Annotated in this window: 21 protein-coding genes and 1 pseudogene; 14 read left to right on the forward strand and 8 right to left on the reverse strand. The window is 66.9% G+C overall.

Annotated features, from left to right (window positions below; all coding sequences use genetic code 11):
• The first annotated feature begins 126 nt into the window (after nt 1–126).
• The 5 genes from ACT53M_RS03790 (at nt 127) to ACT53M_RS03810 (ending at nt 5,165) form a co-directional block, all read left to right on the forward strand.
• Entirely contained in the window at nt 127–1,179 is a 1,053-nt protein-coding gene (locus ACT53M_RS03790) for a M28 family peptidase (RefSeq protein ID WP_476226765.1), read from the forward strand.
• 82 nt (nt 1,180–1,261) lie between these two features.
• On the forward strand, nt 1,262–1,957 hold the full coding sequence (locus ACT53M_RS03795; RefSeq protein WP_476226764.1) for a transposase: 696 nt from the start codon (nt 1,262–1,264) through the stop codon (nt 1,955–1,957).
• Nucleotides 1,958–2,116: 159 nt separating this feature from the next.
• Complete coding sequence (locus ACT53M_RS03800; protein WP_476231597.1) at nt 2,117–3,442, forward strand: glycoside hydrolase family 28 protein; 1,326 nt, start codon at nt 2,117–2,119, stop codon at nt 3,440–3,442.
• A 98-nt stretch (nt 3,443–3,540) separates the two neighbouring features.
• Nucleotides 3,541–4,518: a YXWGXW repeat-containing protein gene (locus ACT53M_RS03805; protein ID WP_476231598.1), complete on the forward strand. Its 978-nt coding sequence runs from the start codon at nt 3,541–3,543 to the stop codon at nt 4,516–4,518.
• A gap of 98 nt (nt 4,519–4,616) precedes the next feature.
• Nucleotides 4,617–5,165 carry a P-loop NTPase family protein gene (locus tag ACT53M_RS03810; protein ID WP_476231600.1) on the forward strand — a complete coding sequence of 183 codons (549 nt, stop codon included), beginning with the start codon at nt 4,617–4,619 and terminating at the stop codon, nt 5,163–5,165.
• Nucleotides 5,166–5,388: 223 nt separating this feature from the next.
• On the opposite strand, the gene ACT53M_RS03815 is transcribed toward ACT53M_RS03810, so the two are convergent.
• Both ACT53M_RS03815 and ACT53M_RS03820 read right to left on the reverse strand, forming a co-directional pair.
• On the reverse strand, nt 5,389–7,260 hold the full coding sequence (locus ACT53M_RS03815) for an ABC-F family ATP-binding cassette domain-containing protein (protein ID WP_476232383.1): 1,872 nt from the start codon (nt 7,258–7,260) through the stop codon (nt 5,389–5,391).
• A 222-nt stretch (nt 7,261–7,482) separates the two neighbouring features.
• A complete protein-coding gene (locus tag ACT53M_RS03820) occupies nt 7,483–7,944 on the reverse strand; it encodes an RICIN domain-containing protein (protein ID WP_476231602.1) in 462 nt (153 codons plus the stop codon).
• A gap of 387 nt (nt 7,945–8,331) precedes the next feature.
• Between ACT53M_RS03820 and ACT53M_RS03825 the strand changes: the two genes are divergently transcribed.
• From ACT53M_RS03825 to ACT53M_RS03840, 4 genes are all read left to right on the forward strand, one after another.
• On the forward strand, nt 8,332–8,775 hold the full coding sequence (locus tag ACT53M_RS03825) for a hypothetical protein (RefSeq protein WP_476231603.1): 444 nt from the start codon (nt 8,332–8,334) through the stop codon (nt 8,773–8,775).
• Nucleotides 8,772–9,071, forward strand: coding sequence for a transcriptional regulator (locus ACT53M_RS03830; protein WP_476231605.1), 300 nt, complete (start codon nt 8,772–8,774; stop codon nt 9,069–9,071). Before ACT53M_RS03825 ends, ACT53M_RS03830 begins: the two co-directional genes overlap by 4 nt.
• 36 nt (nt 9,072–9,107) lie before the next feature.
• The gene (locus tag ACT53M_RS03835) at nt 9,108–10,292 is read left to right on the forward strand and encodes a BaiN/RdsA family NAD(P)/FAD-dependent oxidoreductase (protein WP_476231607.1); all 1,185 of its coding nucleotides are present in this window, start codon (nt 9,108–9,110) and stop codon (nt 10,290–10,292) included.
• 178 nt (nt 10,293–10,470) lie between these two features.
• Nucleotides 10,471–12,474, forward strand: a complete 2,004-nt coding sequence (locus ACT53M_RS03840) for a TonB-dependent receptor plug domain-containing protein (RefSeq protein WP_476232385.1) — start codon at nt 10,471–10,473, stop codon at nt 12,472–12,474.
• A 117-nt stretch (nt 12,475–12,591) separates the two neighbouring features.
• Here the strand turns inward: ACT53M_RS03840 and metH are convergent, their stop codons facing one another.
• From metH to ACT53M_RS03860, 4 genes are all read right to left on the reverse strand, one after another.
• Nucleotides 12,592–15,192, reverse strand: coding sequence for a methionine synthase (gene metH, locus ACT53M_RS03845; protein ID WP_476231609.1), 2,601 nt, complete (start codon nt 15,190–15,192; stop codon nt 12,592–12,594).
• A 130-nt stretch (nt 15,193–15,322) separates the two neighbouring features.
• Nucleotides 15,323–16,384, reverse strand: a complete 1,062-nt coding sequence (locus ACT53M_RS03850; protein ID WP_476231611.1) for a homocysteine S-methyltransferase family protein — start codon at nt 16,382–16,384, stop codon at nt 15,323–15,325.
• A gap of 158 nt (nt 16,385–16,542) precedes the next feature.
• Nucleotides 16,543–17,460: a methylenetetrahydrofolate reductase gene (gene metF / locus ACT53M_RS03855; protein ID WP_476231612.1), complete on the reverse strand. Its 918-nt coding sequence runs from the start codon at nt 17,458–17,460 to the stop codon at nt 16,543–16,545.
• Nucleotides 17,457–18,404 (reverse strand): ArsR/SmtB family transcription factor, encoded by a 948-nt coding sequence (locus ACT53M_RS03860; protein ID WP_476231613.1) that lies wholly within the window; start codon nt 18,402–18,404, stop codon nt 17,457–17,459. Before ACT53M_RS03860 ends, metF begins: the two co-directional genes overlap by 4 nt.
• A gap of 119 nt (nt 18,405–18,523) precedes the next feature.
• On the opposite strand from ACT53M_RS03860, the gene ACT53M_RS03865 reads away from it, so the two are divergent.
• The 4 genes from ACT53M_RS03865 to ACT53M_RS03880 are packed head-to-tail and all read left to right on the forward strand — an operon-like array spanning nt 18,524 to nt 20,131.
• Nucleotides 18,524–18,757 (forward strand): hypothetical protein, encoded by a 234-nt coding sequence (locus ACT53M_RS03865; RefSeq protein WP_476231615.1) that lies wholly within the window; start codon nt 18,524–18,526, stop codon nt 18,755–18,757.
• A 20-nt stretch (nt 18,758–18,777) separates the two neighbouring features.
• On the forward strand, nt 18,778–18,954 hold the full coding sequence (locus tag ACT53M_RS03870; RefSeq protein WP_476231616.1) for a hypothetical protein: 177 nt from the start codon (nt 18,778–18,780) through the stop codon (nt 18,952–18,954).
• The gene (locus tag ACT53M_RS03875) at nt 18,951–19,901 is read left to right on the forward strand and encodes an aldo/keto reductase (RefSeq protein ID WP_476231617.1); all 951 of its coding nucleotides are present in this window, start codon (nt 18,951–18,953) and stop codon (nt 19,899–19,901) included. The genes ACT53M_RS03870 and ACT53M_RS03875 overlap by 4 nt, the downstream gene beginning before the upstream one ends.
• Nucleotides 19,901–20,131, forward strand: coding sequence for a hypothetical protein (locus tag ACT53M_RS03880; RefSeq protein WP_476231619.1), 231 nt, complete (start codon nt 19,901–19,903; stop codon nt 20,129–20,131). The genes ACT53M_RS03875 and ACT53M_RS03880 overlap by 1 nt, the downstream gene beginning before the upstream one ends.
• A gap of 29 nt (nt 20,132–20,160) precedes the next feature.
• On the opposite strand, the pseudogene lgt reads toward ACT53M_RS03880, so the two are convergent.
• Both lgt and ACT53M_RS03890 read right to left on the reverse strand, forming a co-directional pair.
• Nucleotides 20,161–21,016, reverse strand: a pseudogene (gene lgt, locus ACT53M_RS03885) (prolipoprotein diacylglyceryl transferase).
• A gap of 96 nt (nt 21,017–21,112) precedes the next feature.
• A complete protein-coding gene (locus ACT53M_RS03890; protein WP_476231621.1) occupies nt 21,113–22,693 on the reverse strand; it encodes an amidase in 1,581 nt (526 codons plus the stop codon).
• Nucleotides 22,694–22,830: 137 nt separating this feature from the next.
• On the opposite strand from ACT53M_RS03890, the gene ACT53M_RS03895 reads away from it, so the two are divergent.
• Nucleotides 22,831–23,718 carry an AraC family transcriptional regulator gene (locus tag ACT53M_RS03895; RefSeq protein WP_476231623.1) on the forward strand — a complete coding sequence of 296 codons (888 nt, stop codon included), beginning with the start codon at nt 22,831–22,833 and terminating at the stop codon, nt 23,716–23,718.
• Nucleotides 23,719–23,774: the final 56 nt, after the last annotated feature.

Below are 23,774 nucleotides of genomic sequence, written 5' to 3' on the forward strand. Positions count from 1 at the left end.
CCCGACCGTCTTCTTCTCGGCGATTGCACTCGCTGCCACCGTCATCTTCTGGCTCTGATCAGTGAGTCCTGAACCTACATTTCGCTGCTCCTGTCCCCACATTTCCCTGCTCTTTGCATCCGCAAGATGGACGACAGCACGAAAGGTGGATACCGTTGCGAAGAGGGAGGAGCCATGCGGGCGTGGATAGGGGAAAATAGCACGCGTTTGATCGTGATAGCGATTCTGACCGCGCTCTTCCTGACACCTCTAATGGCGCTGTGCTGGATGACCTCAGTTCCAGGCAAGTCGTGGGCCGGGCCCTTGCCTGCGCTAAGTTCGGCCGAAAGCGATCTTGCTCGGCGTCTCCGCTCCCATGTCGTCGCGATCGGTACTAGGCCGCATAACATAGGCCATGCACCCGGCTATGCCAAAGCCGCTGCCTACATCGAGCGCACGCTGACAATGCTTGGCTATAAAGTCGCGCGTCAGACCTTTGACGGGGGGCGGGCGGCCAATCTCGAAGCGATGATTGAGCCTGCCGTTCCCGGCGCACCGACACTGGTGGTCGGAGCACATTATGACAGCGTCGGCGACATGCCCGGTGCCAACGACAATGCCAGTGGCGCCGCAGCCCTGATGGAATTGGCGCGTATGCTGGCCGACCAGCGAGGCGAGGCGAAGGTCCGCATGCGACTGGTCTTCTTTGCGAATGAAGAGCCGCCATATTTTCAAACCGACCGGATGGGCAGTCTCGTTTATGCCCGGGCGCTGGCGGACAGGGGGCTGAAACCGAGTGCCATGTTCTCGCTGGAAACCTTAGGCTTCTACAGCGATCAGGCGGATAGCCAGCATTATCCCTTTCCGCTCGGCGCGCTGTACCCCGGCACCGGCAACTTCGTTGCGTTCGTGGGTACCGTCTCCTCGCGTCCGCTCGTGCGGCGCGCGGTCGCAGCGTTTCGCGCAGTTGCGCAATTCCCAAGCGTTGGCGGAACCGCGCCCGGCTTCGTTCAGGGCATCGAATGGTCCGACCACTGGTCCTTCGGCAAGATCGACGTACCGTCGTTGATGATCACCGACACCGCTCCGTTCCGTTATCCTTACTATCACACTCCGGAAGATACGCCGGATAAAGTTGACTTTGAGCGCCTTGCTCGAGTCACGGAAGGTTTGGAGCGGATGCTGAGAGGCTGGCAGTAACTTTCTCGACGTGGGAATTCGGGGGAATTCGGGGACAGTATACCTATTTGACTCCCCTACCCCGCCCGCCTAGCCTCCACCCATGGCAAGGCTTTCGCGGATCGTTGTGCCGGGCGTGGCGCATCATGTGACGCAGCGGGGGAACCGCCGATTGCCGGTATTCTTCTGCGAGGAGGACCGCACGCTCTACCTCTCCCTGCTGCGCGAGGCGGCGGCGGCGAGCGGTACGCGGTGCCTGGCGTGGTGCCTGATGGACAATCACGTCCACCTCATCCTTGTCCCCGAAACGGCCGACGGGCTGCGGGCGATGCTGGGGGAGGCGCATCGGCGCTATACCCGCCATGTCAATCTTCGAGAGGGCTGGACCGGGCACCTGTTCCAGGGCCGCTTCGCCAGCTATCCGATGGATGACGCGCATCTGATGGCAGCGGTGCGCTATGTCGAGCGCAACCCGGTGGCGGCGGGTCTGGTGGCAGAGGCCGCCGACTGGCGCTGGTCGAGCGCGCGCAGCCACATCAATGGACGACGCAGCGCCGACGATCCGCTGACCGACATCGCCGCGCTCGGCAGCCATGTCCGCAACTGGCGCGCGCTGCTGCAGCACGGGCTGGAAGCAGCCGACCTCGACGCTGAGGGGGAAGCCCAGGCCGACGCGATCGAGGCGCGCCTGCGCACCGGCCGGCCGCTGGCGGCACCGGAGCTGGTGGGGGATTGGGAAGCAGCGCTCGGGCGAAAGCTGGCGCCCGGCAAGCCGGGGCGGCGGAAGGGGATGAAATAGGTATACTGTCCCAGCATTACCAGGAGAATAGATATACTGTCCCCGCATTACCCTGCTGTCCCCGCATTACCCTGTCCCCGCATTCCCCCGCATGACTTAGGCCCTTGGGCTCGCGTGATGCCCGGTATAGAAACGCCCGCCACCCCAGCGAGTGCCCCCATGCCGCGTATCCCGATGCTCCCCCTGCGCCCGATCCTGTTCCTCGCCGCCTGCCTGCCTGCCCTCCCCGCCCATGCGCAGGACCGGCGAACCGTGACCGAGCCGGCCCTGCCCGCCGCCGTCTGCACCACCCTCGCCGCCCAGCCCGACCCCGCCCCCGGCACCGACACGCGGCGGCTGCAGGCGGCGATCGACCATTGCCGTGCCGGCGCGGCGGTGCGGCTGGTGCCGGGGACGGCGAGCGGGCGGTTCGAGAGCGGGCCGCTCGCCATGAAGTCCGGCGTCACGCTGTGGATCGATGCCGGCGCGGTGCTCGCCGCCAGCCCCGATCCGCGCGCCTATGACCTGGCCGGGCGCTGCGGCACGATCGACGACAAGGGCAAGGGGTGCGCGCCGTTCCTGCGCTTTGCCGGTACGCGCGGCGGCGGCATCGTCGGCGATGGCGTGATCGACGGGCGCGGCGGTGCGGCGATGACGGGGCGCGGCGGCGCGACCTGGTGGCAGCTCGCCCGCCAGGCACAGCGCGACGGCGGCAAGCAGAACAATCCCCGGCTGATCGAAATCGACGATGCGCGCGACATCGTCTTCTATCGCATCACGCTGCGCAACGCCGCCAATTTCCACGTCGCGATGAACGGGGTGCAGGCCGCAACCTTCTGGGGCGTGCGGATCGACACACCGGCCGATGCCCGCAACACCGACGGTATCGATCCGGGTGCATCGCAGGACATCACCATCGCCCGTGCCTATATCCGCACCGGCGACGACAATATCGCGATCAAGGCCGGCAAGGGCGCGACGCGGCACGTCTCGATCCTCGACAGCCATTTCTATGCCGGTCACGGCCTGTCGATCGGCAGCGAAACCAATGCCGGGGTCAGCGACATTCTGGTGCGTGGCGCAACCTTTGACGGCACCACCGCCGGCCTGCGCATCAAGAGCGACGCGAGCCGGGGCGGGCTGGTGCAGCGCATCGTCTATGACAATGTCTGCCTGCGCGGCGTGGCACGGCCGATCGATTTCGACACGCGCTACGATGCCCATGCGATCGGCCTTTCGATTCCGGTCTATCGCGACATCGTGCTGCGCGCAGTGCGCGGCGATGGCGGCACGCTGGTGATGCGCGGGCACGATGCCGGCCATCCCATCGGCGCGACGCTGGACGGCGTGGCGTTCGATCCGGCGACGCGGTGGCTGGTCGCCTTCGCCGATCTTGCCGTCGGGCCAGGCGGCGCCTCGCCGCTGCCGCCGGGCCTGTCCGCGCCGGCCCCGGCAGATACACTCCGCTGCGGCCCTGCGCGCTGGGAGCCCTTCCCCGCCCGTTAACCCTGAAAATCTGCGCAAGTGCCGGATCAGCAATTCAGCGTTCATCGAGCCTGCTTTATTTCCCGGATTACTGCGGGGGACACGCAGGAGCGATCACCATGAAGAAGCTATGGGCCGCCGCGACCATTCTGGCCTCGGCTTTCCCCTGCGCGGGCACTGCCTCGGCGCAGGTTTCGATCGGCATCAGCGTGCATCTCGCACCGCCGCCGCTTCCCGTCTATGCGCAGCCGCCGCTGCCGGGGCCGGACTATATCTGGACGCCGGGCTATTGGGCCTGGGACGATTACAGCGAATCCTATTTCTGGGTGCCGGGCACCTGGGTGCTCGCGCCGCGCCCCGGCCTGTTGTGGACTCCGCCCTGGTGGGGCTGGTCGGGCGGCGTTTATGTGTTCCATTCGGGCTATTGGGGGCCGCATGTCGGCTTCTATGGCGGGGTATCCTATGGCTTTGGCTATACCGGCTTCGGCTATCAGGGCGGATACTGGAATGGCGGTCACGTCTTTTACAACAAGACGGTGACCAACGTCACCAATGTCACCAACGTCACCAATGTCTACCAGCGCAACGTGGTGGTGAATAACGTCACCCATGTCAGCTATAATGGCGGGCCGGGCGGCGTGCAGGCGCAGGCAAGGGCGCAGGAACTGGCCGCGGCGCACGAAGCGCATATCGCGCCGACCAGCAACCAGCAGTCGCACCTGATGGCGGCGTGGCACAACCCCAATGCCTTCGCCTCGGCCAATCACGGTCGCCCGGCGATGGCGGCGACGGCCCGGCCGCTCGATGCGTCGCGGGTGCCGGCACGCGGCCCCTCCGGCGGCCAGCACTGGTCGCAGCCCAATCCGGGGCAGGCACAGACGAGCCGGTTTGACCGGTCCTTCCGCGCCAACGGCCAGGTTGCCCAGCCCCAAAATGCCCACGCCATGTCGGCGTGGCGGCAGCCGGCGCCGCAGCAGCATTGGGGCCCGCCCCAGCCGCCGCGCTACGCCGCACCGCCACGGGTCGCCTACCATCAACCCTCGGGCGGACAGCATCCGCGCCCGCATCCCGAGCCGCACCATGAACATCATGGCTGAGCCCCTGCCCCGGCGCGTGTACCCCGCGCGCCGGGGCATCCCCTCGACAGGCGGCGCGGAATAGCGCATCGCCCCGCCACGCGATGCGGGAGGCGGGGATGCGCCAGGAAAGCGGGACAACGCGGCTCGACATGCTGGGGCCGCGCATCTGCATCATGGGTCCGTCGAACAGCGGCAAATCGACGCTGGCAGTGGCGATCGGGCGCGCGCGGGACGTGCCGGTGGTGCATCTCGACCAGCTCCACCATTTGCCCGGCACCGACTGGGTGCCGCGCCCGGCAGACGAATTTACCGCGCTCCATGATGCGGCGATCGCCGGCGAGCGCTGGGTGATCGAGGGCAATTATTCGCGCCTGTTCCCACAGCGGCTGGCCCGGGCGACGGGGGTGATCCTGCTCGACCTCGATGCGGCGACGAGCCTGTATCGCTATGTCCGCCGCTGCTGGTTCGAGCCGGACCGGCTCGGCGCGCTGGCTGGCGGGCGGGACAGTGTGAAATGGGTGATGCTGCACCATATCGCCGTCACCTCGCGGCGGAACCGGCGGCGCTACCGGGCGGAGTTCGACGGCTGGACGGTGCCGAAGGTGGCGCTGCTGTCTCCGCACGCGCTGGCGGCGTTTTACGCGGCGGAGGGATTGGTGCGGTAATCCCGCGCGCCCGGGAGCCGGGGCAATGACCTTTCGCTCCCCTCCCTGAAAGGGAGGGGTTGGGGGGTGGGTGCGCGCGTCCGCGCGCTCCGAAGACTCTCTCCTTACCGGACAGCGAACCCGCCGCCTAACTGCGGCGGACCCACCCCCAGCCCCTCTCTTTCAGGGAGGGGAGCGAAAGCGCCAAATACGATTACCGCCCCCGCTCCGGGGGAGGATCGGGTCACCCCCCGATGCCCTCCAGCGCCTCGCTGGCTTCCATCCACGCCAGTTCCGCCGCCTCGATTTGCGCCGCCACATCGGCGCGGCGCTTCATCAGGTCGGTCATGGTTAGCTTCGCCAGCGCGGGCTCGGCGCTCGACGGATCGAACATCGCCCGATCGAGTGCCGATAGCTGGCCCTGCAGCTTCGCGATCTCCGCCTCGGCCGCCTTGGCCGCCTTGCGCAGGGCATTGCCCTTTTCGCGCGCCTCGGCGGCGGCGCGGCGGGCGTCCTTGCGGTTCTCCTTCGCCGCGCCGCCCTTCGATCCGGCGGGATCCTTGGCAAGCACGAAGGCGATATAGTCGTCGAGGCTGCCGTCGAACTCGCGCGCGGTGCCCTGGTCGACCAGCACCAGCCGGTCGGCGGTCATCTCGAGCATGTGGCGGTCGTGGCTGACCACGACGACGGTGCCGGTATAGCCGTTGAGCGCCTGGATCAGCGCCTCGCGCGCATCGACGTCGAGGTGGTTGGTCGGTTCGTCGAGGATCAGCAGGTGCGGCGCGTCGCGGGTGATCAGCGCCAGCGCGAGGCGGGCGCGCTCGCCGCCCGACAGCTTGCCGACCTTGGTGGTCGCCTTGTCGCCCGAAAAGCCGAACCGGCCGAGCTGCGCGCGCACCGCCGCCGGGCTGGCACCGGCCATGTTGCGCGTCATGTGCTCGAGCGGCGTGTCGTCGCGGTCGAGTTCCTCCACCTGATATTGGGTGAAGTATCCCACCTTCATCTTGCCGCTGGCGTTGATCGCGCCGTCCATCGGCGTGAGCTGCGCGGCGAGCAGCCGGGCGAGCGTGGTCTTGCCGTTACCGTTGCGGCCAAGCAGCGCGATGCGGTCGTCGGGGTCGATGCGCAGGTTGAGCCGCTGGAGGATCGGCCTGTCGCCATAGCCGACGCTGGCCATGTCGAGCGTGATCAGCGGCGGGCGCAGCTCGTCCGGGTTGGGGAAATCGAAGCTGAGCGAGGGATCGTCGACCAGCTCGGCGATCGGCTGCATCCGCGCCAGCGCCTTGGCGCGGCTCTGCGCCTGCTTGGCGGTCGAAGCGCGGGCGGAGTTGCGGGCGATATAGTCCTGCAGCTTCTCGCGCTCGGCCGCCTGCTTGGCGCGCGCGGCAGCGATCTGGGCCTGACGCTCGGCGCGCTGGCGCTCGAACGCGTCGTAACCGCCGGGATAGAGCGTCAGCTTGCCGCGTTCGAGGTGGAGGATGTGGTCGACGACATTGTTGAGGAAGTCGCGTTCATGGCTGACCAGCAGGATCGTCGCCGGATAGGATTTGAGGAAGTCCTCCAGCCACAGCACTGCTTCTAGATCGAGGTGGTTAGAGGGCTCGTCGAGCAGCAGCAGGTCGGGCTGCGAAAAGAGCAGGCTGGCGAGCGCGACGCGCATCCGCCAGCCGCCCGAAAAGCTCTCCAGTTCGCGGTGCTGCATCTCCTCGTCGAAGCCGAGGCCGACCAGGATGCGCGCGGCGCGTGAGGGGGCTGCATGGGCGTCGATCGCGATCAGCCGCTCATGGATTTCGCCGAGCCGGTCGGGATCGTGGCTGGTTTCGCTTTCGTGGAGCAGGGCGGCGCGCTCGGTGTCGGCGGCGAGCACGGTTTCGAACGGCGTCGCAGTGCCGCCGGGGGCCTCCTGCGCGATATAGCCTATGCGCGCGCCGCGCGGCATGTCGACGCTGCCGCCATCGGGTTCGAGCTGGCTGGCGATCACCTTCACCAGCGTCGACTTGCCGGCGCCGTTGCGGCCAATCAGGCCGATGCGGCCACGCGGGGGCAGCTTGGCGGTGGCGCCGTCGAGGATCGTGCGCCCGCCCAGGCGCACCGTGATGTCGGTTAGATTGAGCATGATCGGCCAGCGCCTAGCCGATGCGAGGGCGAAGGGCCAGCGGCCCGGTGCGGCAATCGCCAGCGGGCGTGACCCGAGCGCCGCCGGGAAGACCAGGCGCAGGGCCTGATGCGACATGTACAAGCCGCCCAGCCCCTGCGCCCGGTTCTATTGAAACGGATCCTCAGGTCCGATCAGGCCGAGCCGCGGTCGCCCGGCACCGGCACGCGGACCCGTCTCCGCTCAAGCCTCTTCGAGAAGCTCGAGATCGGCCGCCAGCGTGGCAGCGTCCACCGAGTTGCGCAGCCAGAGCTGCGCCGGCGAGCTGTTGTTGGGGTACAGCCAGATGGGATTGTTTTCCTGCAGAACCCGGTTCTTGTCATCAGCCACCATGCCCGGCACGCTGATCGAGCTGATAACCCCGGGGTTACCGGTCATCGACCACTTCTGCAGGGCCGTCGACGACAATTGATCCACGATCAACTGGGTTTCGCTCTTGGAGGAGGGTGCCGTCAAAAACAGCCGGGCCGTGGCCGGGCTATTGCTGAGACGGATCGTCTTGCTGGCAGCGTTGACGTCCCAGAGGATAAGATTGGTATCGATGTCGGGCGTAAGCCGCTTCAGCACGACCTTCGACCCAGTCTGGAGATCGCTTGCCGCCAGCACCCAACCCGGAGCAGCCGCGTACTCAATTAATACAGACATATTTCCTCCTAATAGAATATGCGTTACCGGCGAGTGTACAACCTCAACCGCACGCAAAACATTTCACCAAACTCAGTATTATTCCATAATACATTGCTTCATTGCGGAGGATGTTGCGTTTACATAGATCGATTATGGATGGTTCTAATAATATTTTACCCAAACAACATGTCTAACATCGAATATTTTAATAAGACTCTATTCATCGGGCGCGAAATTTTGGGAAATTCGCCTTTTACGACACTGGTCGGGAATGAATGCGCCCGCCGCCCGATGTGGCCCTCGATCCCCTCATGGTCGCGCTCACTTTCCATAATGGAAAGTTTTAACTTGCCGAGTCGGAAAGTCACAGCTATCGCTTTCCATATTGGAAAGAGAGGTGCCGCAATGACGAATGCAACCGAAGCGCGCGCGGCGCTGGACGCGATGCAGGCCAGCCGGGAACAGCTTGCCCGGGTGGCGCATTGCCCGCCGGCGCGGCATCTGGCCTTTGCGGGGTTGATGGCCGGCGTCGTGCTGTCGCCCGTGTTCGCGCCCTATCAGCTGGTCGCGCTGGTGCCGGTGCTGATCGGCGTGGCGCTGGTCGTGCGATGGGATCGCCGGCGGCTGGGCATGTTCATCAACGGCTATCGCCGGGGACGGACGCGGCGCGTGATTGCCGCATTCCTGCCGATGCTGCTCGCGCTTTATGGGCTGAGCGTCTACTGCGCCATCGTCCGCGAGATGGTGTGGCCGTCGGTCGCGCTGGCGGCGCTGACGATGCCGTTTGCCTATTATGGCAGCGTCATTTGGCAGCGAGTGTTCCGGCGCGAACTGGGGGTGGCGGCGTGAAGGCGCCGGCCTTCGATCCGGTGATCCACCCGCCCGCGCGGCTGCAGCTGATGGCGCTGCTCGCCAATGTGCAGGACGCAGAATTCGCGACGCTGCGCGAACTGGTGCAGGTGAGCGACTCCGTCCTGTCCAAGCACCTCGCCGCGCTGGCGGAAGCGGACTATGTCCAGCTGCGCAAGGCGGCGGCGAACGGGCGGCAGCGGACCTGGGCAGCAATGACGCGGGCGGGCCGCAAGGCGTTCGACGGCCATGTCGCGGCACTCCAGCAGCTTGCCGGGCTGACGCCAGCCTCCTAGCTGGCGCACGGCGCCGGGAACCGCTAGCGGCGAGGGATGGCTGCGCCCATCCCATCCTATGACGCGATCCTTCTCGGCGCCGGTGCGGCGGGGATGTTCTGCGCGGCCATGGCCGGGCAGCGCGGGCGCCGCGTGCTGCTGCTCGACCATGCCGATGCGCCGGGCAAGAAGATCCTGATTTCGGGCGGCGGCCGCTGCAACTTCACCAATATCGGTGCGGCGGCCGACCGCTATCTTTCCGCCAATCCGCATTTCGCCAAGTCGGCGCTCGGCCGCTACACGGCGCAGGACTTTCTGGCACTGGTCGAACGGCACGGCATTGCCTGGCATGAAAAGACGCTGGGCCAGTTGTTCTGCGACGGATCGGCGCGGCAGATTGTCGACCTGTTGCTCGACGAGTGCGCGCGGGGCGGCGTCGAGCTGCGGCTGAGCGCGGCGATTACCGATATCGACCATGCCGATGGCCGGTTCCGCGTCACGACCGCCGTCGGCACCGCCGAGGCCCCTGCCCTCGTTATCGCCACCGGCGGCCCCGCCATCCCCAAGCTGGGGGCGACCGGCTTTGCCTATGATCTGGCGCGGCGTTTCGGGCTGAAAGTGGTCGAACCGCGCCCCGCACTCGTGCCGCTGACGCTCGGCCCAGATGAGGCGCTGTTCCGCGATCTGGCGGGCGTATCGGCGCCGGTCGAGGCGCGCGCGGGCAAGGCGGCGTTCCGCGAGGCGGCTTTGTTCACGCATCGCGGCCTGTCGGGGCCGGCGATCCTGCAGGTTTCTTCCTATTGGCGGCATAGCGAGACGATCACGATCGACTTCCTGCCCGAGCACGCACCCGGCTGGCTTGCCGCGGCCAAGCGTGCCGAGCCCCGGCTGGGCCTGCGCGCGCTGCTCGCCCGCGCCCTGCCCGACCGGCTGTCCACGACGCTGGCGGAGCGGATCGCGCTGCCGGCCGAACTCGGGAATTGCCGGGACGCAATCCTTGCCGAGGCGGAACGTCGGCTGGCGGGTTGGACCTTCCGCCCCAGTGGCACCGAAGGCTTTGCCAAGGCGGAAGTGACCGTCGGCGGCATCAGCACCACCGATCTCTCCTCGCAGACAATGGAAGCGCGGCGCGTACCCGGACTGTATGCGATCGGCGAAGCAGTCGACGTCACCGGCTGGCTGGGCGGGTATAATTTCCAATGGGCCTGGGCCAGCGGCTGGGCGGCGGCGCAGGCGCTGTAGCCGTGTGAAGAGCGTGGCAGAAAGGCCACGTACGGCAACATAAGTTGGGAAATATGCAATTCACTTTCCGCGCCCGGTGGCAAGTCGCCGGGCTTTGCGTCACAATCTTGTCTATCGGGTGGGGGCGCGTATCGTTACGTTTCGTGAATACCGGAAATTGGGGTCGGTTCTGACGGCGGTGGCATTGGCGTGGCCTGCCGTGACGCTGGCGCAGCAACAGATGCCGGGTACTGCGGGCGAAACCGGTACGCTGATGTTCGGTCCGGACTATTTCGCCAAGACCGCGCTTTCGACCGCGCTGGAGATGATACAGCGCCTGCCCGGCTTCACGCCCGATTTCGGCAGTACCGATGCACGCGGCCTGGCCGGCAACAGCGGCAACATCCTGATCGACGGCAAGCCGATCGTGCTCAAAAGTCAGGGCATGGCGGAAACCTTGCGCCGCATCAGCCTGGGCAGCGTCGCCCGCATCGAGCTGATCCGCGGCGGCGCGCCGGGCATCGACATGCAAGGGCGGCCGGTGATTGCCAACATCGTGCTCAAGCGCAACGAGTCGACCGAAAAGCTGATCGACCTCCAGAGTTTCATCTATACCAACGGCTTTGTCGGCCCGGACCTTACGCTGCAATATAACCATCGCGATGGCGATGCGCGCGAGGAACTGATCGTCGAGGTGGCGCGCGACCGCACCAGCACCGGCACCGCCTGGGGCACGCGCACGCGCACCGATGCCGCCGGCAACCTGATCCAGCGCGCGGACCTCGATCTGTCGGACCGGTATCGAAACGCCAATGTGCGCGGCAGCATCGAGCGCGATGTCGGCGGCGGGCTGCTGCACCTCAACGGCCGGTTCGACTATACGCCGCTGAACAGCAACCAGCAGGTGATGGTGGAACAAGGCGCCGGCACCAATGACTGGGCGAGCGACCGGACGCACAACTGGAAGGCCGAGCTGGGTGCCAACTGGACGCGCTCGCTGGGCGAGAAGGCCGAGCTGGAGCTGATCGCGCTGCAACGGCTGGGCCATAGCAGCTATACCAGTGCCAGTTCGATCAGCAGCCTTGCCAGCACGTTCGATTCCGCCTCGCGCGACGGCGAAAGCGTGTTCCGGCCGATCCTGCGCTACAAGCTGGACAAGGACTGGTCGTTCGAGGGCGGCGGCGAGATTGCCTATAACTTCGTCGACAACAGCACGGTCTATACCGCAGCCGGCGTGCCCATCCCGCTGCCCGACCAGAAGGTGTTCGTCAGCGAATTGCGCGGCGAAGTGTTCGGCCAGGCGACCTGGACGCCCTCGGCCAACTGGACGATCGAAGGCGGGTTGCGCGCCGAGGTTTCGCGGATCGCCAGCGACGGCGACACCGACCGCAGCCGATCCTTCTTCTATCCCAAGCCGCGTCTGCAGATCACCCGCCAGCTCGGCAAGCGCGACCAGTTGCGGCTGCGGCTGGAGCGCACCGTCAGCCAGCTCGACTTCAACGATTTCATCGCCGCGACCGAGATCAACCTGGGCACGGTGCTCGCCGGCAACGCCCGGCTGGTACCGCAGCGCACCTGGACGATGGAGGCGGTGTACGACCATCGTTTCTGGGGCGACGGCGCGCTCGAACTCGGCTTAGTGCACGAAGCGACCAGCGACGTGATCGACTATATCCCGCTGGCGGGGGGCTATGACGCGGTCGGCAATATCGGCGACGGCACGCGCGATACGCTGTCCGGCACGCTCAACCTGCCGTTCGACAAGCTGGGGCTGAAGGGTGGCCGGTTGCGCGCCACGGGCGCGCTCACGCGCTCGCGCGTGACCGACCCGCTGACCGGCGAACGGCGGCGCTATGCCAAGGAAGTGCCGTTCACCTGCAACCTCACCTATACGCAGGATTTGAAGGGCGGGCGCTTCACCTTCGGCATCGACCACAGCTGCAATGCCGACCGGTACAAGCTGTATCGCATCAACGAGTTGCGCACCGTCGACATGCAGCCGCAACTGACGATCTTCGGCATCTGGAAACCGAGCAAGAAGCTGACCGTGCGCATGGACGTGGGCAACGCCACCAACGCCGCGACCAGCAATTACCGCGATCTCTATACGGTCGCGCGGAACAGCAGCCCGTTATTGTACCGGGAGGTGCGGACGCTGCGGCACGGGCAATATCTGTACCTGCAGGTGCGCCGCGCGTTTTGAGGGGTGGGTGGATCACCCTCACCCTTCCCACCACCTAAGGCGGCGGGCCCCTTCCCTCTCCCATCGGGAGAGGGAGGGAGGCGCAAAGCGCCGGAAGGGTGAGGGTGACCCGCCCGCTCAGTCCAGGTTCGGCCGGAGGTACCGCGTCGCCAGCTCCTCGCTGATCCCGCGCCGCAGCGCATATTCCTTGAGCTGGTCCTGCCCGATGCGCGCGACGCCGAAATATTCTGCCTGCGGGTGGCCGAAATAGAATCCCGACACCGCCGCCGTCGGCAGCATGGCGAAGCTTTCGGTCAGGCTGATGCCGGTGCGCTTGTGCGCATCGAGCATCTCGAACAGGATCGGTTTCAGGCTGTGTTCCGGGCAGGCCGGGTAGCCGGGTGCCGGGCGGATGCCGCGATATTGCTCGCGGATCAGCGCGTCATTGTCGAGCTGCTCGCCCTCGGCATAGCCCCAGAGCGAGGTGCGGACGAACTGGTGCAGCCGTTCCGCGAATGCCTCGGCCAGGCGGTCGGCGAGCGCCTTCAGCAGGATGTCCGAATAATCGTCGATTGCCGCCTTGAAGCGGGCGAGGTGCGGCTCGATGCCGTGGATCGAGACCGCGAAGCCGCCGATCCAGTCGCCGTCATGGTCGATGAAATCGGCCAGGCACATATTGGCGCGCCCCTCGCGCTTGGCGATCTGCTGCCGCAGGAACGGCAGGCGGACATGTTCCTCGTCGGGCAGGTGGACGATCACATCGTCGCCCTCGCGCCGGCACGGCCACAGCCCGGCCACGCCGCGCGCGGTCAGCCAGCGCTCGGCGATGATCCTGTCGAGCATCTTCTGGGCATCGGCGAACAGCGACTTGGCGCTCTCCCCGACAATCTCGTCCTCCAGGATCGCCGGATAGTTGCCCGCCAGCTCCCAGGCGCGGAAGAAGGGCGTCCAGTCGATATAGCGACGCAGGTCGCTGAGATCCCAGTCGTCGAAGCTGTGCACGCCCGGCATGCGCGGCTTGGCCGGTTTGAGCGCCATGTCGGCTTCGAAGGCGTTGGCGCGGGCATCCTCCAGCGGCAGCAGTTCGCTCTGCCCCTTGCCGGCGCGTGCAGCCCGCACATGCTCATATTCGTCCGCCACCTTGGTCACGTACGGATCGCGCTGGGTATCGGAGACGAGCGCCGTCGCCACGCCCACGGCGCGGCTGGCGTCGAGCACGTGCACCACCGGACCGGTATAGGCAGGGTCGATGCGCAGCGCAGTATGGACGCGGCTGGTGGTCGCGCCGCCGATCAGCAGCGGCATCGTCATGTTCGCGCGCTGCATTTCCTCGGCAACCGTCACCATTTCGTCGAGGCTGGGGGTGATCAGGCCCGACAGGCCGATCATGTCGGCGTCATTCTCGTTGGCGGCCTTGAGGATGTCCGGCCAGGGCACCATCACGCCGAGGTCGACGACCTCGAACCCGTTGCACTGGAGCACGACGCCGACGATGTTCTTGCCGATATCGTGGACATCGCCCTTGACGGTGGCGAGCACGATGCGGCCCTTGCCCTTGGCGCCTTCTTCCTTCTCCGCCTCGATATAGGGGAGCAGGTGCGCGACTGCCTTCTTCATCACGCGGGCAGACTTCACCACCTGCGGCAGGAACATCTTGCCCGATCCGAACAGGTCGCCGACGACGTTCATGCCGTCCATCAGCGGGCCTTCGATCACTTCGATCGGGCGGGCAAAGGTCTGGCGGCATTCCTCGGTATCCTCGACGACATGCGCGTCGATGCCCTTGACCAGCGCATGCTCGAGCCGCTTGGCGACGGGCCAGCTGCGCCATTCGGCGGCCTGCTTCTCGGCCACCGCATCGGTGCCGCGATATTTCTCGGCCAGCGCGACCAGCCGCTCGCCGGCTTCCGGATCGCGGTTGAGGATCACATCCTCGCACGCCTGGCGCAGCTCGGGGTCGATCGCGTCATAGACGTCGAGCTGGCCGGCATTGACGATCGCCATGTCCATGCCGGCAGGGATCGCGTAGTAGAGGAAGACCGAGTGCATCGCCCGGCGCACCGGTTCGTTGCCGCGGAAGCTGAACGACAGGTTCGACAGGCCGCCCGAGATATGGACGTGCGGGCAGCGCTTCTTGATCTCGCGGCACGCCTCGATGAAGTCGACGCCGTAGTTGTTGTGCTCCTCGATGCCCGTCGCCACCGCGAACACATTGGGGTCGAAGATGATATCCTCGGGCGGGAAACCGATGCCGGTGAGCAGCTTGTAGGCGCGCTCGCAAATCTCGACCTTGCGCGCCTGGGTGTCGGCCTGGCCGACCTCGTCGAACGCCATGACCACGACCGCCGCACCATAGGCCATGCACTTGCGGGCGTGCGCGAGGAACGCTTCCTCGCCTTCCTTCATGCTGATCGAGTTGACGATCGGCTTGCCCGAGACGCACTTCAGCCCCGCCTCGATCACGTCCCATTTCGAGCTGTCGATCATCACCGGCACCCGGGCGATGTCCGGCTCGGCGGCAATCAGCTTGAGGAAGGTGGTCATCGCCTCGACGGCGTCGAGCAGGCCCTCGTCCATGTTGACGTCGATCACCTGCGCGCCGTTTTCGACCTGCTGGCGCGCGACTTCGACGGCGGCGGTATAGTCGCCGGCCATCACCAGCTTCTTGAAGCGGGCCGATCCGGTGACGTTGGTGCGCTCGCCGACATTGACGAAGTTGGTGGAGGAAGGCGTGGTCATGGATCAAAACTCATCCCCCTCCCGCATGCGGGAGGGGCTAGGGGTGGGCGCCCGCTGTCCACGGGCCGGATCGCAGGAGGCGAGCGGGCGCCCCCCCCCGACCCCTCCCGCACGCGGGAGGGGAGAGAAGTCAGGCCGCCATCGTGAACGGCTCCAGCCCGGCGAGGCGGGTCCGCACTTCGGGCGTCGGGATGCTGCGCGGGGCCAGCCCCTGCACCGCCTTCGCGATCGCGCCGATATGCGCGGGCGTCGAGCCGCAGCAGCCGCCGAGGATGTTCACCTGCCCCGCATCGGCCCATTCCTTGACCAGGCCGGCGGTGGTCTCCGGCAGCTCGTCATAGGCGCCGAGCTCGTTCGGCAGGCCGGCATTCGGGTAGACCATGATCAGCGTGTCGCACAGGCCCGACAGCGTCTTCACATGCGGGCGGAGCTGTTCGGCGCCGAACGAGCAGTTGAGCCCGATCGTCACCGGCTTCGCATGGCGCACCGCGTGCCAGAACGCCTCGACCGTGTGGCCGGAAAGATTGCGCCCGGACAGGTCGGTGAGCGTCATCGACAGCATGATCGGCAGGTCGCGGCCCAGCGCCGCCCCCGCCTCGATCGCGGCCATGATCCCGGCCTTGGCGTTGAGCGTGTCGAATACCGTCTCGATCAGCACGAAGTCGATGCCGCCCTCGACCAGCGCGTCGATCTGCTCGCGATACACGTCCTTGAGGTAATCGAAGTCGATCTCGCGATAGCCGGGATCGTTGACGTCCGGCGAGAGCGACAGCGTCTTGTTGGTCGGGCCGAGAGCACCGGCAACGAAGCGGGGGCGCCAAATACCTTTTTCGGCGTCCTTCGCCTCATACTCGTCGGCAATGCTGCGGGCGAGCTTCGCGCTCTCGATGTTGATCTCGCGCACCAGATGTTCGGCGCCGTAATCGGCCTGGCTGATCCGGTTGGCGGAGAAGGTGTTGGTCTCGGCGATGTCGGCCCCGGCCTCGAAATAGGCGCGGTGGATCGAGCCGGGCACCTCGGGCTTGGTCAGCGCGAGGATGTCGTTATTGCCCTTCTGGTCGTGCGAAAGGCCAAGATCGCCGGCATAGGCAGCCTCGTCGAGCTTCCAGCGCTGGATCTCGGTGCCGAACGCGCCGTCGGTGATCAGGATGCGCTTCTGCGCTTCGGCCAGCAGTTTCTCGCGTGGTGTCATGGTCTGCCTCTCAATCCTCCCCGGCACGGGGAGGGGGACCATTCGCGCGAGCGAATGGTGGAGGGGGCCCTCCGCTGGATTCATCGCTGGTGGAGGGCCCCCTCCACCACGCCGCGTTGCGTCGCGGTCCCCCTCCCCGTGCCGGGGAGGATCGAAAATTACGCCGCCGCCACCGCCGCCTGCTGCCGCGGGCGAAGTCCCAGCAGGTGGCAGATCGCGTAGCTCAGCTCGGCGCGGTTGAGCGTGTAGAAGTGGAACTGTCGCACGCCGCCCGCATAGAGCTTGCGGCACAGTTCGGCCGCCAGCGTCGCCGCGACCAGCTGCCGCGCCGCCGGATGCTCGTCGAGCCCTTCGAACAGCTTTTCCATCCAGGCCGGCACGTCGGTGCCGCACATCGCCGACATCCGCACGACGCTGGCATAGTTCATCACCGGCATGATGCCCGGCACGATCTCGGCATCGATCCCCGCCGCCGCCGCGCGGTCGCGGAAACGCAGGAAGGTCTCGGCCTCGAAGAAGAACTGGGTGATCGCGCGGTTGGCACCGGCGTCGATCTTGCGCTTCAGATTGTCGAGATCGGCCTCGGGGCTCGGCGAATCCGGGTGGCATTCCGGATAGGCGCTTACCGAAATCTCGAACGGGTGCAGCCGGCGCAGGCCCGCGACCAGATCGGCCGCATTCTCATAGCCGCCGGGATGGGTGCGGTATTTCTCGCCGGCGCGGGGCGGATCGCCGCGCAGCGCGACAATGTGCCGCACGCCCGCCGCCCAATATTCCTCGGCGATCTGGTCGATTTCCTCGCGCGTCGCCTCGACGCAGGTGAGATGCGCGGCGGCGGCCAGCGGCGTCTCGCGGGCGATCCGCGCAACCGTCGCATGGGTGCGCTCGCGCGTCGTCCCACCGGCGCCATAGGTGACGCTGACAAAGCGGGGACCGAGCGGCGACAGCGTCTCGATCGACTGCCACAGCGTCTCTTCCATCTTCTCGGTCTTGGGCGGGAAGAATTCGAAGCTCACCGCCACATCGCCCGCCACATCGGCGAACAGCGGCGGCGCCAGGGGATCCACGATACTCATGCCGCCTTCACCTTCTCTATACTCTCGCCGGTCTTGCGACCGAGCCACAATTTCACCGTCAGCTCGCCGCCTTCCAGCGTCTGCACCTGCACCGGCGCCAGCCCGGCGCGATCGAACCAGCCGAGCATCTGCTCGTCCGAAAAGCCCAGCCGCGCATGCGCGTCGCGGGTGCGCAGCTCCTCGCGCTCGTGCGGCGCGAAATCGACGATCAGCAGCCGGCCGCCCGGCGCCAGCACCCGCGCCGCCTCGCCGATCGCCGCGCCCGGTTGCTGCGCGAAATGCAGCACATGATGCAATATAGCAGTATCCGCAGCGCCATCCGCCAGCGGCAGCGCGTAGAGATCGGCCTGGCGCAGCTCGGCATGGGTCAGGTCGGCCAGCTTGGCGCGCGCCAGCCGCAACATCTCCGAAGAGCGGTCGATCCCCAGCGCCGTTTCCGCACGCGGCCCGAACAATTCGAGCATCCGCCCGGTGCCGGTGCCGATATCGACCAGGCTGCCCAGCGATCCCTCGCCCAGCGCCGCGCCCATCGCCGCCTCGACTTCGCTTTCGGCGATGTGGAGCGAACGGATCGCGTCCCACTGCCCGGCATTGTTCTGGAACCACGCCTCGGCCGACGCCGCGCGATCGGCACGCACCGCCGCCAGCCGCGCCTGATCGGCGATCACCCAATGGTCCTGCGCATCCCAGGCATCGAGCGCGGCAAGCACCGGCGCCACCACCGCGCGCGCGCCGGGCGCCACGAATACCCAGCTGCCTTCCTTGCGCCGCTCGGCAAGCCCGGCATCGCACAATATCTTCACATGACGCGAAACCCGCGGCTGGCTCTGCCCCAGCACCTGCGCCAGTTCGCCGACGCTCAGCTCCATCGTCCGGAGCAGCGCAACGATGCGCAACCGGGTGGAGTCCGCGAGCGCGCGGAAGATGGCGAGAGGCTCTGTCATGGGCGGGATAGAGATATAAAGATATCTTTATATCAGGTCAACGCACCATCCAACCGGTTGCGCCTTGCCCCGGGGCTGGGCTAGCCCGTCCGCCGTACCCCGTTCCAGAAGGAAGAACCATGCGCAAGGCACTGATCCTCCCCGTCGCGGCGCTCGCTTTGGCCGGGCTGTCGGCCTGCGGCAACAAGGCGAAGAACGAAGCTGCCGAAGCCAATGAGGCGATGGCCGGCGACGGCAACACCATGGGCGAAGCGGTTGCCGATGTGAACGCGGCCATGGCCACCAATGCCGCGTTTGACGACGCCGAAAATTCCTATGCCGGCGCGGCGCCGGGCAACGAGATCACCGACTGAGCGTTGGCGGACGAGTGACCATGGCGCGCGTGCTTCCCCTGATGCTGTTGCTGGCCCTGTCGGCCTGTGGCGGCGCACGGGATGCCGCACCCGCCGGCCTTACCCGCGACGAAAATGCCCGGCTCGACGCCGCGGCCGCCGCGATCGACATCAACGCCACCGCCGCAAGCGGCAACGCCACGGAGCCCACGCCATGACCGATCTTCGCCCGCTGGGCGCCTCCGGGCTCGCCACCCCGCCGCTGGTGCTGGGCGGCAATGTCTTTGGCTGGACCGCCGACAAGGCGACGAGCTTCCGCATCCTCGATCGCTTCGCCGAACGCGGCGGGGTGATGATCGACACCGCCGATGTCTATTCGGCCTGGGTGCCGGGGCATCACGGCGGCGAATCGGAAAGCGTGATCGGCGAATGGCTGCGCAGCTCCGGCAAGCGCGACAAGGTGCTGATCGCCACCAAGGTCGGCATGCTGCCCGGCGAGGGCGGCGAGAAGCTGGCCCCCGCCCGCATCGCCGCCGCGGCTGAGGCGTCGCTCGCCCGGCTGGGGGTCGAGACGATCGACCTGTATTTCGCGCATCAGGATGACGAGAGCGTGCCGCAGGCCGAATATCTGGCGGCGTTCGGCACGCTGATCGACGCCGGCAAGGTCCGCGCGCTGGGCGCCTCCAACTTCCATGCCGCCCGGCTGAAGGCAGCGCTCGACCTTGCGACCAAAGAGGGGCTGCCGCATTTCCGCGTGCTCCAGCCCGAATATAATCTGGTCAGCCGCCACAAGTTCGAAGGCGAGCTGCAGGATCTGTGCATCACCCACAATATCGGCGTGGTGCCCTATTACGGGCTCGCCTCGGGCTTCCTGACCGGCAAGTACCGGAGCGAGGCTGACCTGTCGAAGAGCGTGCGCGGTGGCCGGATGGGCGAATTGCTCGCCGGCAAGGGCGCGGCGGTGCTGGCAGCGATGGATGCCGTGGCAGCGGAGACCGGCGCTACGCTGGCCCAGATCGCGCTCGCCTGGCTGGCGGCGCAGGACGGCGTGACCGCGCCGATCGCCAGCGCGACCAGCACCGAGCAGCTCGACGAACTTGTCGGCGCGTGGGACGTGGCGCTGACCCGCGACCAGCGCGACCGGCTGACGGCAGCCGGCGCCTGATGACGGCAAGCGAGCTTACCGACCTGCTGACCACCCAGCTCGTCCGCCGCTGGGGCGGCACGCGGCGGCGCTGGAAAGGCGTTCTGGGCGAGGTGCGCCTATACGACCCCGCAACCCACCCCCATTGCAACTGGGCACTCGCCCCCAGCGGCGCGACGGCCGATGTGGCGGCGGTGGAAGCACTGCTCGACGAGATACGGACGCGCTATCCGGTGGTGTCGGCGGGGTAAACAGCGGTCCATCCAAGAACAGAGCGCCTTCAGGTAACAGGCTCACGTGCGACGGCACCGTTGCGCTCGCTACCAATCGATCGACACAGCAACCACAAGCCAGCGATCAGGATCGGCACACTCAGCGTCTGCCCCATAGTCAGGCCCCACGAAAGGTGCTCGAGTCCGCGATCCGGTTGCCGCACCCATTCCAGCAGAAACCGAGCCACGGCGTACCAGGTGAGACCAGCCCCTGCGAGCCGCCCCGGCTGCCGACGCAAATCCGTTCTCCAGAACAGGAAGGACAGGAGGACCATCGTCACCACGCCTTCCAGCGCAGCCTCGTATAGCTGGCTTGGGTGTCTAGGCACGCCATCCCCCGTGCCCGGAAACACCATGCCCCAAGGCAGGTCGGTCGGGCGGCCCCAAAGCTCGCCATTCACGAAGTTGGCGATGCGTACCAGTATCATGCCGAACGGCGTGGCGCACCCGACATAGTCCAGCAGACGCAGCAGGTTCACCTTATACTGGCGGGCAAAAAGGGCCAGCGCCGCCGCCAGGCCGATCAGGCCGCCATGGAACGACAGGCCGCCATGCCAAAGCTGCACCAGTTCCAGCGGATTGCCCCATAATTCCGGATGGTAGAAGCTGGCATAGCCCAACCTTCCGCCAAGAATGACACCAAAGGCTGCATAGGCCGTCAGATCGTCAATGCCAGCGGGTGACAGGCGCATCGGGAACCCGCAGCAGGCGCCCCATATACCAGCGGGCGAGCAGGAAGGTGGCGAGGAAGCTCATCGCATACCAACGGATAGGAACCGGCCCCAGCCAGAAAGCCACCGGGGACAGCCCCAGATCAGCCCAGAGCAGCGAATGCGCGAGACTATGCGGCGTCGACGTCATCATGCGCATCTACCACCACGCCGAAACCGAGGAAACCGCGTCATGTCTCGATGCCCCATGCACAGTCGCCGGACGCGGAGTTGACGTGTCCGCTCGTCCTCACCGCAGCGCCCTCGGCCCCAGATCGGCGGGGATGGTCGCGCGATAGGCCGGCGCGACGCGGGCCTTGCTCACCTGCTCATAGGCATAGCCGGCGCGCAGCAACAGGCCGTCCGAATAGGCCGTGCCGATGAAGGACAGGCCTGCGGGCAGCCCCTGTACCAGCCCCATCGGCACGGTGAGGTGCGGATAGCCGGACACGGCGGGAAGCTCGCTGGCCGACGGGCCGGTGAACTGGTCGCCATGTGCCGGGTCGCTGAGCCAGGGCGTGCCATAGGTGGGGGTGACGAGAAGCTGGGCATCCGCCGCCTTCAGCATCGCATCGATCCCCTCGGGCCCGGCCAGATGCTGCGATTTCGCGCGGGCAGCCCTGTATTCGGGATCGTCGAGGCCCTTGGTCGCTTCCGCTTTCAGGAAAGTTTCCTGGCCGAAGAAGGGCATTTCGGCATCCTTGTGGGCGGTGTCGAACGCGATCACGTCGGCCAGCGTACGCACCTTCACGGCGGGCGGCGTGGTGGCGAGATAGGTGGCGAGGTCAGCCTTGAGTTCGGTGTGGAGCACCAGGCTCTCCGCCTCGCCCAGCCCCTCGAGCTTCGGCATCTTTACTTCCACCAGCACGGCACCCGCCGCGCGGAGTTCGTCCAGCGCCTTGTCGAACCGGGCGGCGAGTGCGTCTTCCATGTCGGGACGCCAATAGCCGATCCGCATGCCCTTCAGCGCATCGGCGCGGAGGCCGGTGGCGTAGTTCTGGCGATAGGCGTTCGCACCCTTGGTTGCCGGGTCGGCGGGATCTTCGCCGATCATCGCCGAGAAGAGCAACGCCACATCGGCAACGCTGCGCCCCATCGGGCCGGGCGTGTCCTGGCTGTGGCTGATCGGCACGACATGGGTACGGCTGACCAGCCCGAGCGTGGGCTTCAGGCCTACCAGCCCGTTCATTGCCGAAGGGCAGACGACCGAGCCGTCGGTTTCCGTCCCCACCGCCAGCGCGGCGAGGCTCGCCGCCACTGCCACGCCCGACCCGCTCGACGAGCCGCACGCGGAGCGGTCGAGCGCATAGGGGTTGCGCACCAGCCCGCCGACGGCACTCCACCCGCTCATCGACCGGTCGGAGCGGATATTCGCCCATTCGCTGAGATTGGTCTTGCCCAGGATCACCGCCCCGCCCGCGCGCAATTGCGCCACCAGCGGCGCATCGCGGCCGGTGCGGTTATCCTTCAGCGCCAGGCTGCCGGCGGTGGTGGGCAGCTCCTTGGTCTCGATATTGTCCTTGATCAGCACGGGGATGCCGTCGAGCGGCCCCAGCGTCTTGCCGGCCTTGCGCCGGGCATCGCTGGCACGCGCCTGGGCCAGCGCATCGGGGCTTACGGCGATCACCGAGCGGAGCGTCGGCCCCTTGCGGTCGATCGCTTCGATGCGGGCGAGATAGGCGGCGGTAATCGCCGCGCTGCTCGTCTTGCCGGCCGCAAGATCGACCCAAAGCTGCGTCGCGGGGACTTCCTCCACCTGCGCTGCGCCCTGCGCCCAGGCCGGCCCCGAGGCTGCCGCCGCCACCGCTATCGCCAAACCCCAAAGCCGCATCGCCGTCCCCTTTTGCTGTCGTGGCGGCCAGCCTAACATTGCCCAATCGCGGCGCAATCCTGCCTGCGCGGACATTCCGCAAGATCGGTCGGGCGGGCGCGGCGGCGGGGCGGTAGCAGGGCGGCGCCACGGAGGAAATGATGCAGCCAACACCGCTCGAACGCTACCATGACCGGATGCAGCGGGTGCTCGACCATATCGACGCGCACCCGGATGCCGATCTGGACCTGGAGACACTGGCGCGCGTCGCGGCGTTTTCGAAGCATCATTTCCACCGCCAGTTCAGCGCCTTGTTCGGCCTGTCGGTGCATCGCTACGTCCAGCTCGTGCGGATGAAGCGAGCGTCGTATCGCCTTGCCTATCGGCAGCACGAGGCGATCACCGGAATCGCGTTTGACGCCGGCTATGAAGCGCCCGAGGCCTTTGCCCGGGCCTTTCGCCAGCGCTTCGGGCAGGCGCCGTCGCAGTTCCGCGCCGCGCCGGACTGGCAGCCATGGCATGCGGCCCTCGCGCCGCTCACCCAAGCCAGGAGCCAGACCATGCAGACCCGATTCACCTTGGACGACGTGACGATCCTCGACGTTCCAGCCACGCCGGTTGCATTCATGACCCATCGCGGCGACCCCGCGCATCTGGGGGAGACGATCCGCCGATTCATCGCGTGGCGCAAGTCGACCGGCCATCGCCCGCCGGCAAGCGCCACCTACACCATCTTCCACACCGATCCGCGCACCACGCCCCCCGAGGACTATCGGCTCGACCTGTGCGCCGGCGCCGCGCATCCGGTGGCGGACCCGGCGCAGGGCATCGAGCCGGGCCTGATTCCGGCCGGGCGCTGCGCCATGCTGCGCGTGGTGGGCCAGGCCGACGATCTCGAGCCGGCGGCGCTGTTCCTATACCGCAACTGGCTGCCGGAAAGCGGCGAGGAGCCGGGCGACTTTCCGCTCTTTGCCCGTCGCGTGACCTTCTTTCCCGACGTTGCCGAGCATGAAGCGGTGACGGAGCTGTATCTGCCGCTTCAATAGCGCCCATGGTGCAGCTTGCGCGGGGCGCACCACAAGCGGTTGTGCCCCGCGCGATT

The organism is Sphingomonas sp. DMC6, assembly GCF_056314225.1.

Bases quoted from the DNA above. Each gene is read 5' to 3' on its own strand.
- ACT53M_RS03790 (WP_476226765.1), top strand. From the start codon at position 127: ATGGACGACAGCACGAAAGGTGGATACCGTTGCGAAGAGGGAGGAGCC.
- ACT53M_RS03795 (WP_476226764.1), top strand. From the start codon at position 1,262: ATGGCAAGGCTTTCGCGGATCGTTGTGCCGGGCGTGGCGCATCATGTG.
- ACT53M_RS03800 (WP_476231597.1), top strand. From the start codon at position 2,117: ATGCCGCGTATCCCGATGCTCCCCCTGCGCCCGATCCTGTTCCTCGCC.
- ACT53M_RS03805 (WP_476231598.1), top strand. From the start codon at position 3,541: ATGAAGAAGCTATGGGCCGCCGCGACCATTCTGGCCTCGGCTTTCCCC.
- ACT53M_RS03810 (WP_476231600.1), top strand. From the start codon at position 4,617: ATGCGCCAGGAAAGCGGGACAACGCGGCTCGACATGCTGGGGCCGCGC.
- ACT53M_RS03815 (WP_476232383.1), bottom strand. From the start codon at position 7,260: ATGCTCAATCTAACCGACATCACGGTGCGCCTGGGCGGGCGCACGATC.
- ACT53M_RS03820 (WP_476231602.1), bottom strand. From the start codon at position 7,944: ATGTCTGTATTAATTGAGTACGCGGCTGCTCCGGGTTGGGTGCTGGCG.
- ACT53M_RS03825 (WP_476231603.1), top strand. From the start codon at position 8,332: ATGACGAATGCAACCGAAGCGCGCGCGGCGCTGGACGCGATGCAGGCC.
- ACT53M_RS03835 (WP_476231607.1), top strand. From the start codon at position 9,108: ATGGCTGCGCCCATCCCATCCTATGACGCGATCCTTCTCGGCGCCGGT.
- metH (WP_476231609.1), bottom strand. From the start codon at position 15,192: ATGACCACGCCTTCCTCCACCAACTTCGTCAATGTCGGCGAGCGCACC.
- ACT53M_RS03850 (WP_476231611.1), bottom strand. From the start codon at position 16,384: ATGACACCACGCGAGAAACTGCTGGCCGAAGCGCAGAAGCGCATCCTG.
- metF (WP_476231612.1), bottom strand. From the start codon at position 17,460: ATGAGTATCGTGGATCCCCTGGCGCCGCCGCTGTTCGCCGATGTGGCG.
- ACT53M_RS03860 (WP_476231613.1), bottom strand. From the start codon at position 18,404: ATGACAGAGCCTCTCGCCATCTTCCGCGCGCTCGCGGACTCCACCCGG.
- ACT53M_RS03865 (WP_476231615.1), top strand. From the start codon at position 18,524: ATGCGCAAGGCACTGATCCTCCCCGTCGCGGCGCTCGCTTTGGCCGGG.
- ACT53M_RS03870 (WP_476231616.1), top strand. From the start codon at position 18,778: ATGGCGCGCGTGCTTCCCCTGATGCTGTTGCTGGCCCTGTCGGCCTGT.
- ACT53M_RS03875 (WP_476231617.1), top strand. From the start codon at position 18,951: ATGACCGATCTTCGCCCGCTGGGCGCCTCCGGGCTCGCCACCCCGCCG.
- ACT53M_RS03880 (WP_476231619.1), top strand. From the start codon at position 19,901: ATGACGGCAAGCGAGCTTACCGACCTGCTGACCACCCAGCTCGTCCGC.
- ACT53M_RS03890 (WP_476231621.1), bottom strand. From the start codon at position 22,693: ATGCGGCTTTGGGGTTTGGCGATAGCGGTGGCGGCGGCAGCCTCGGGG.
- ACT53M_RS03895 (WP_476231623.1), top strand. From the start codon at position 22,831: ATGATGCAGCCAACACCGCTCGAACGCTACCATGACCGGATGCAGCGG.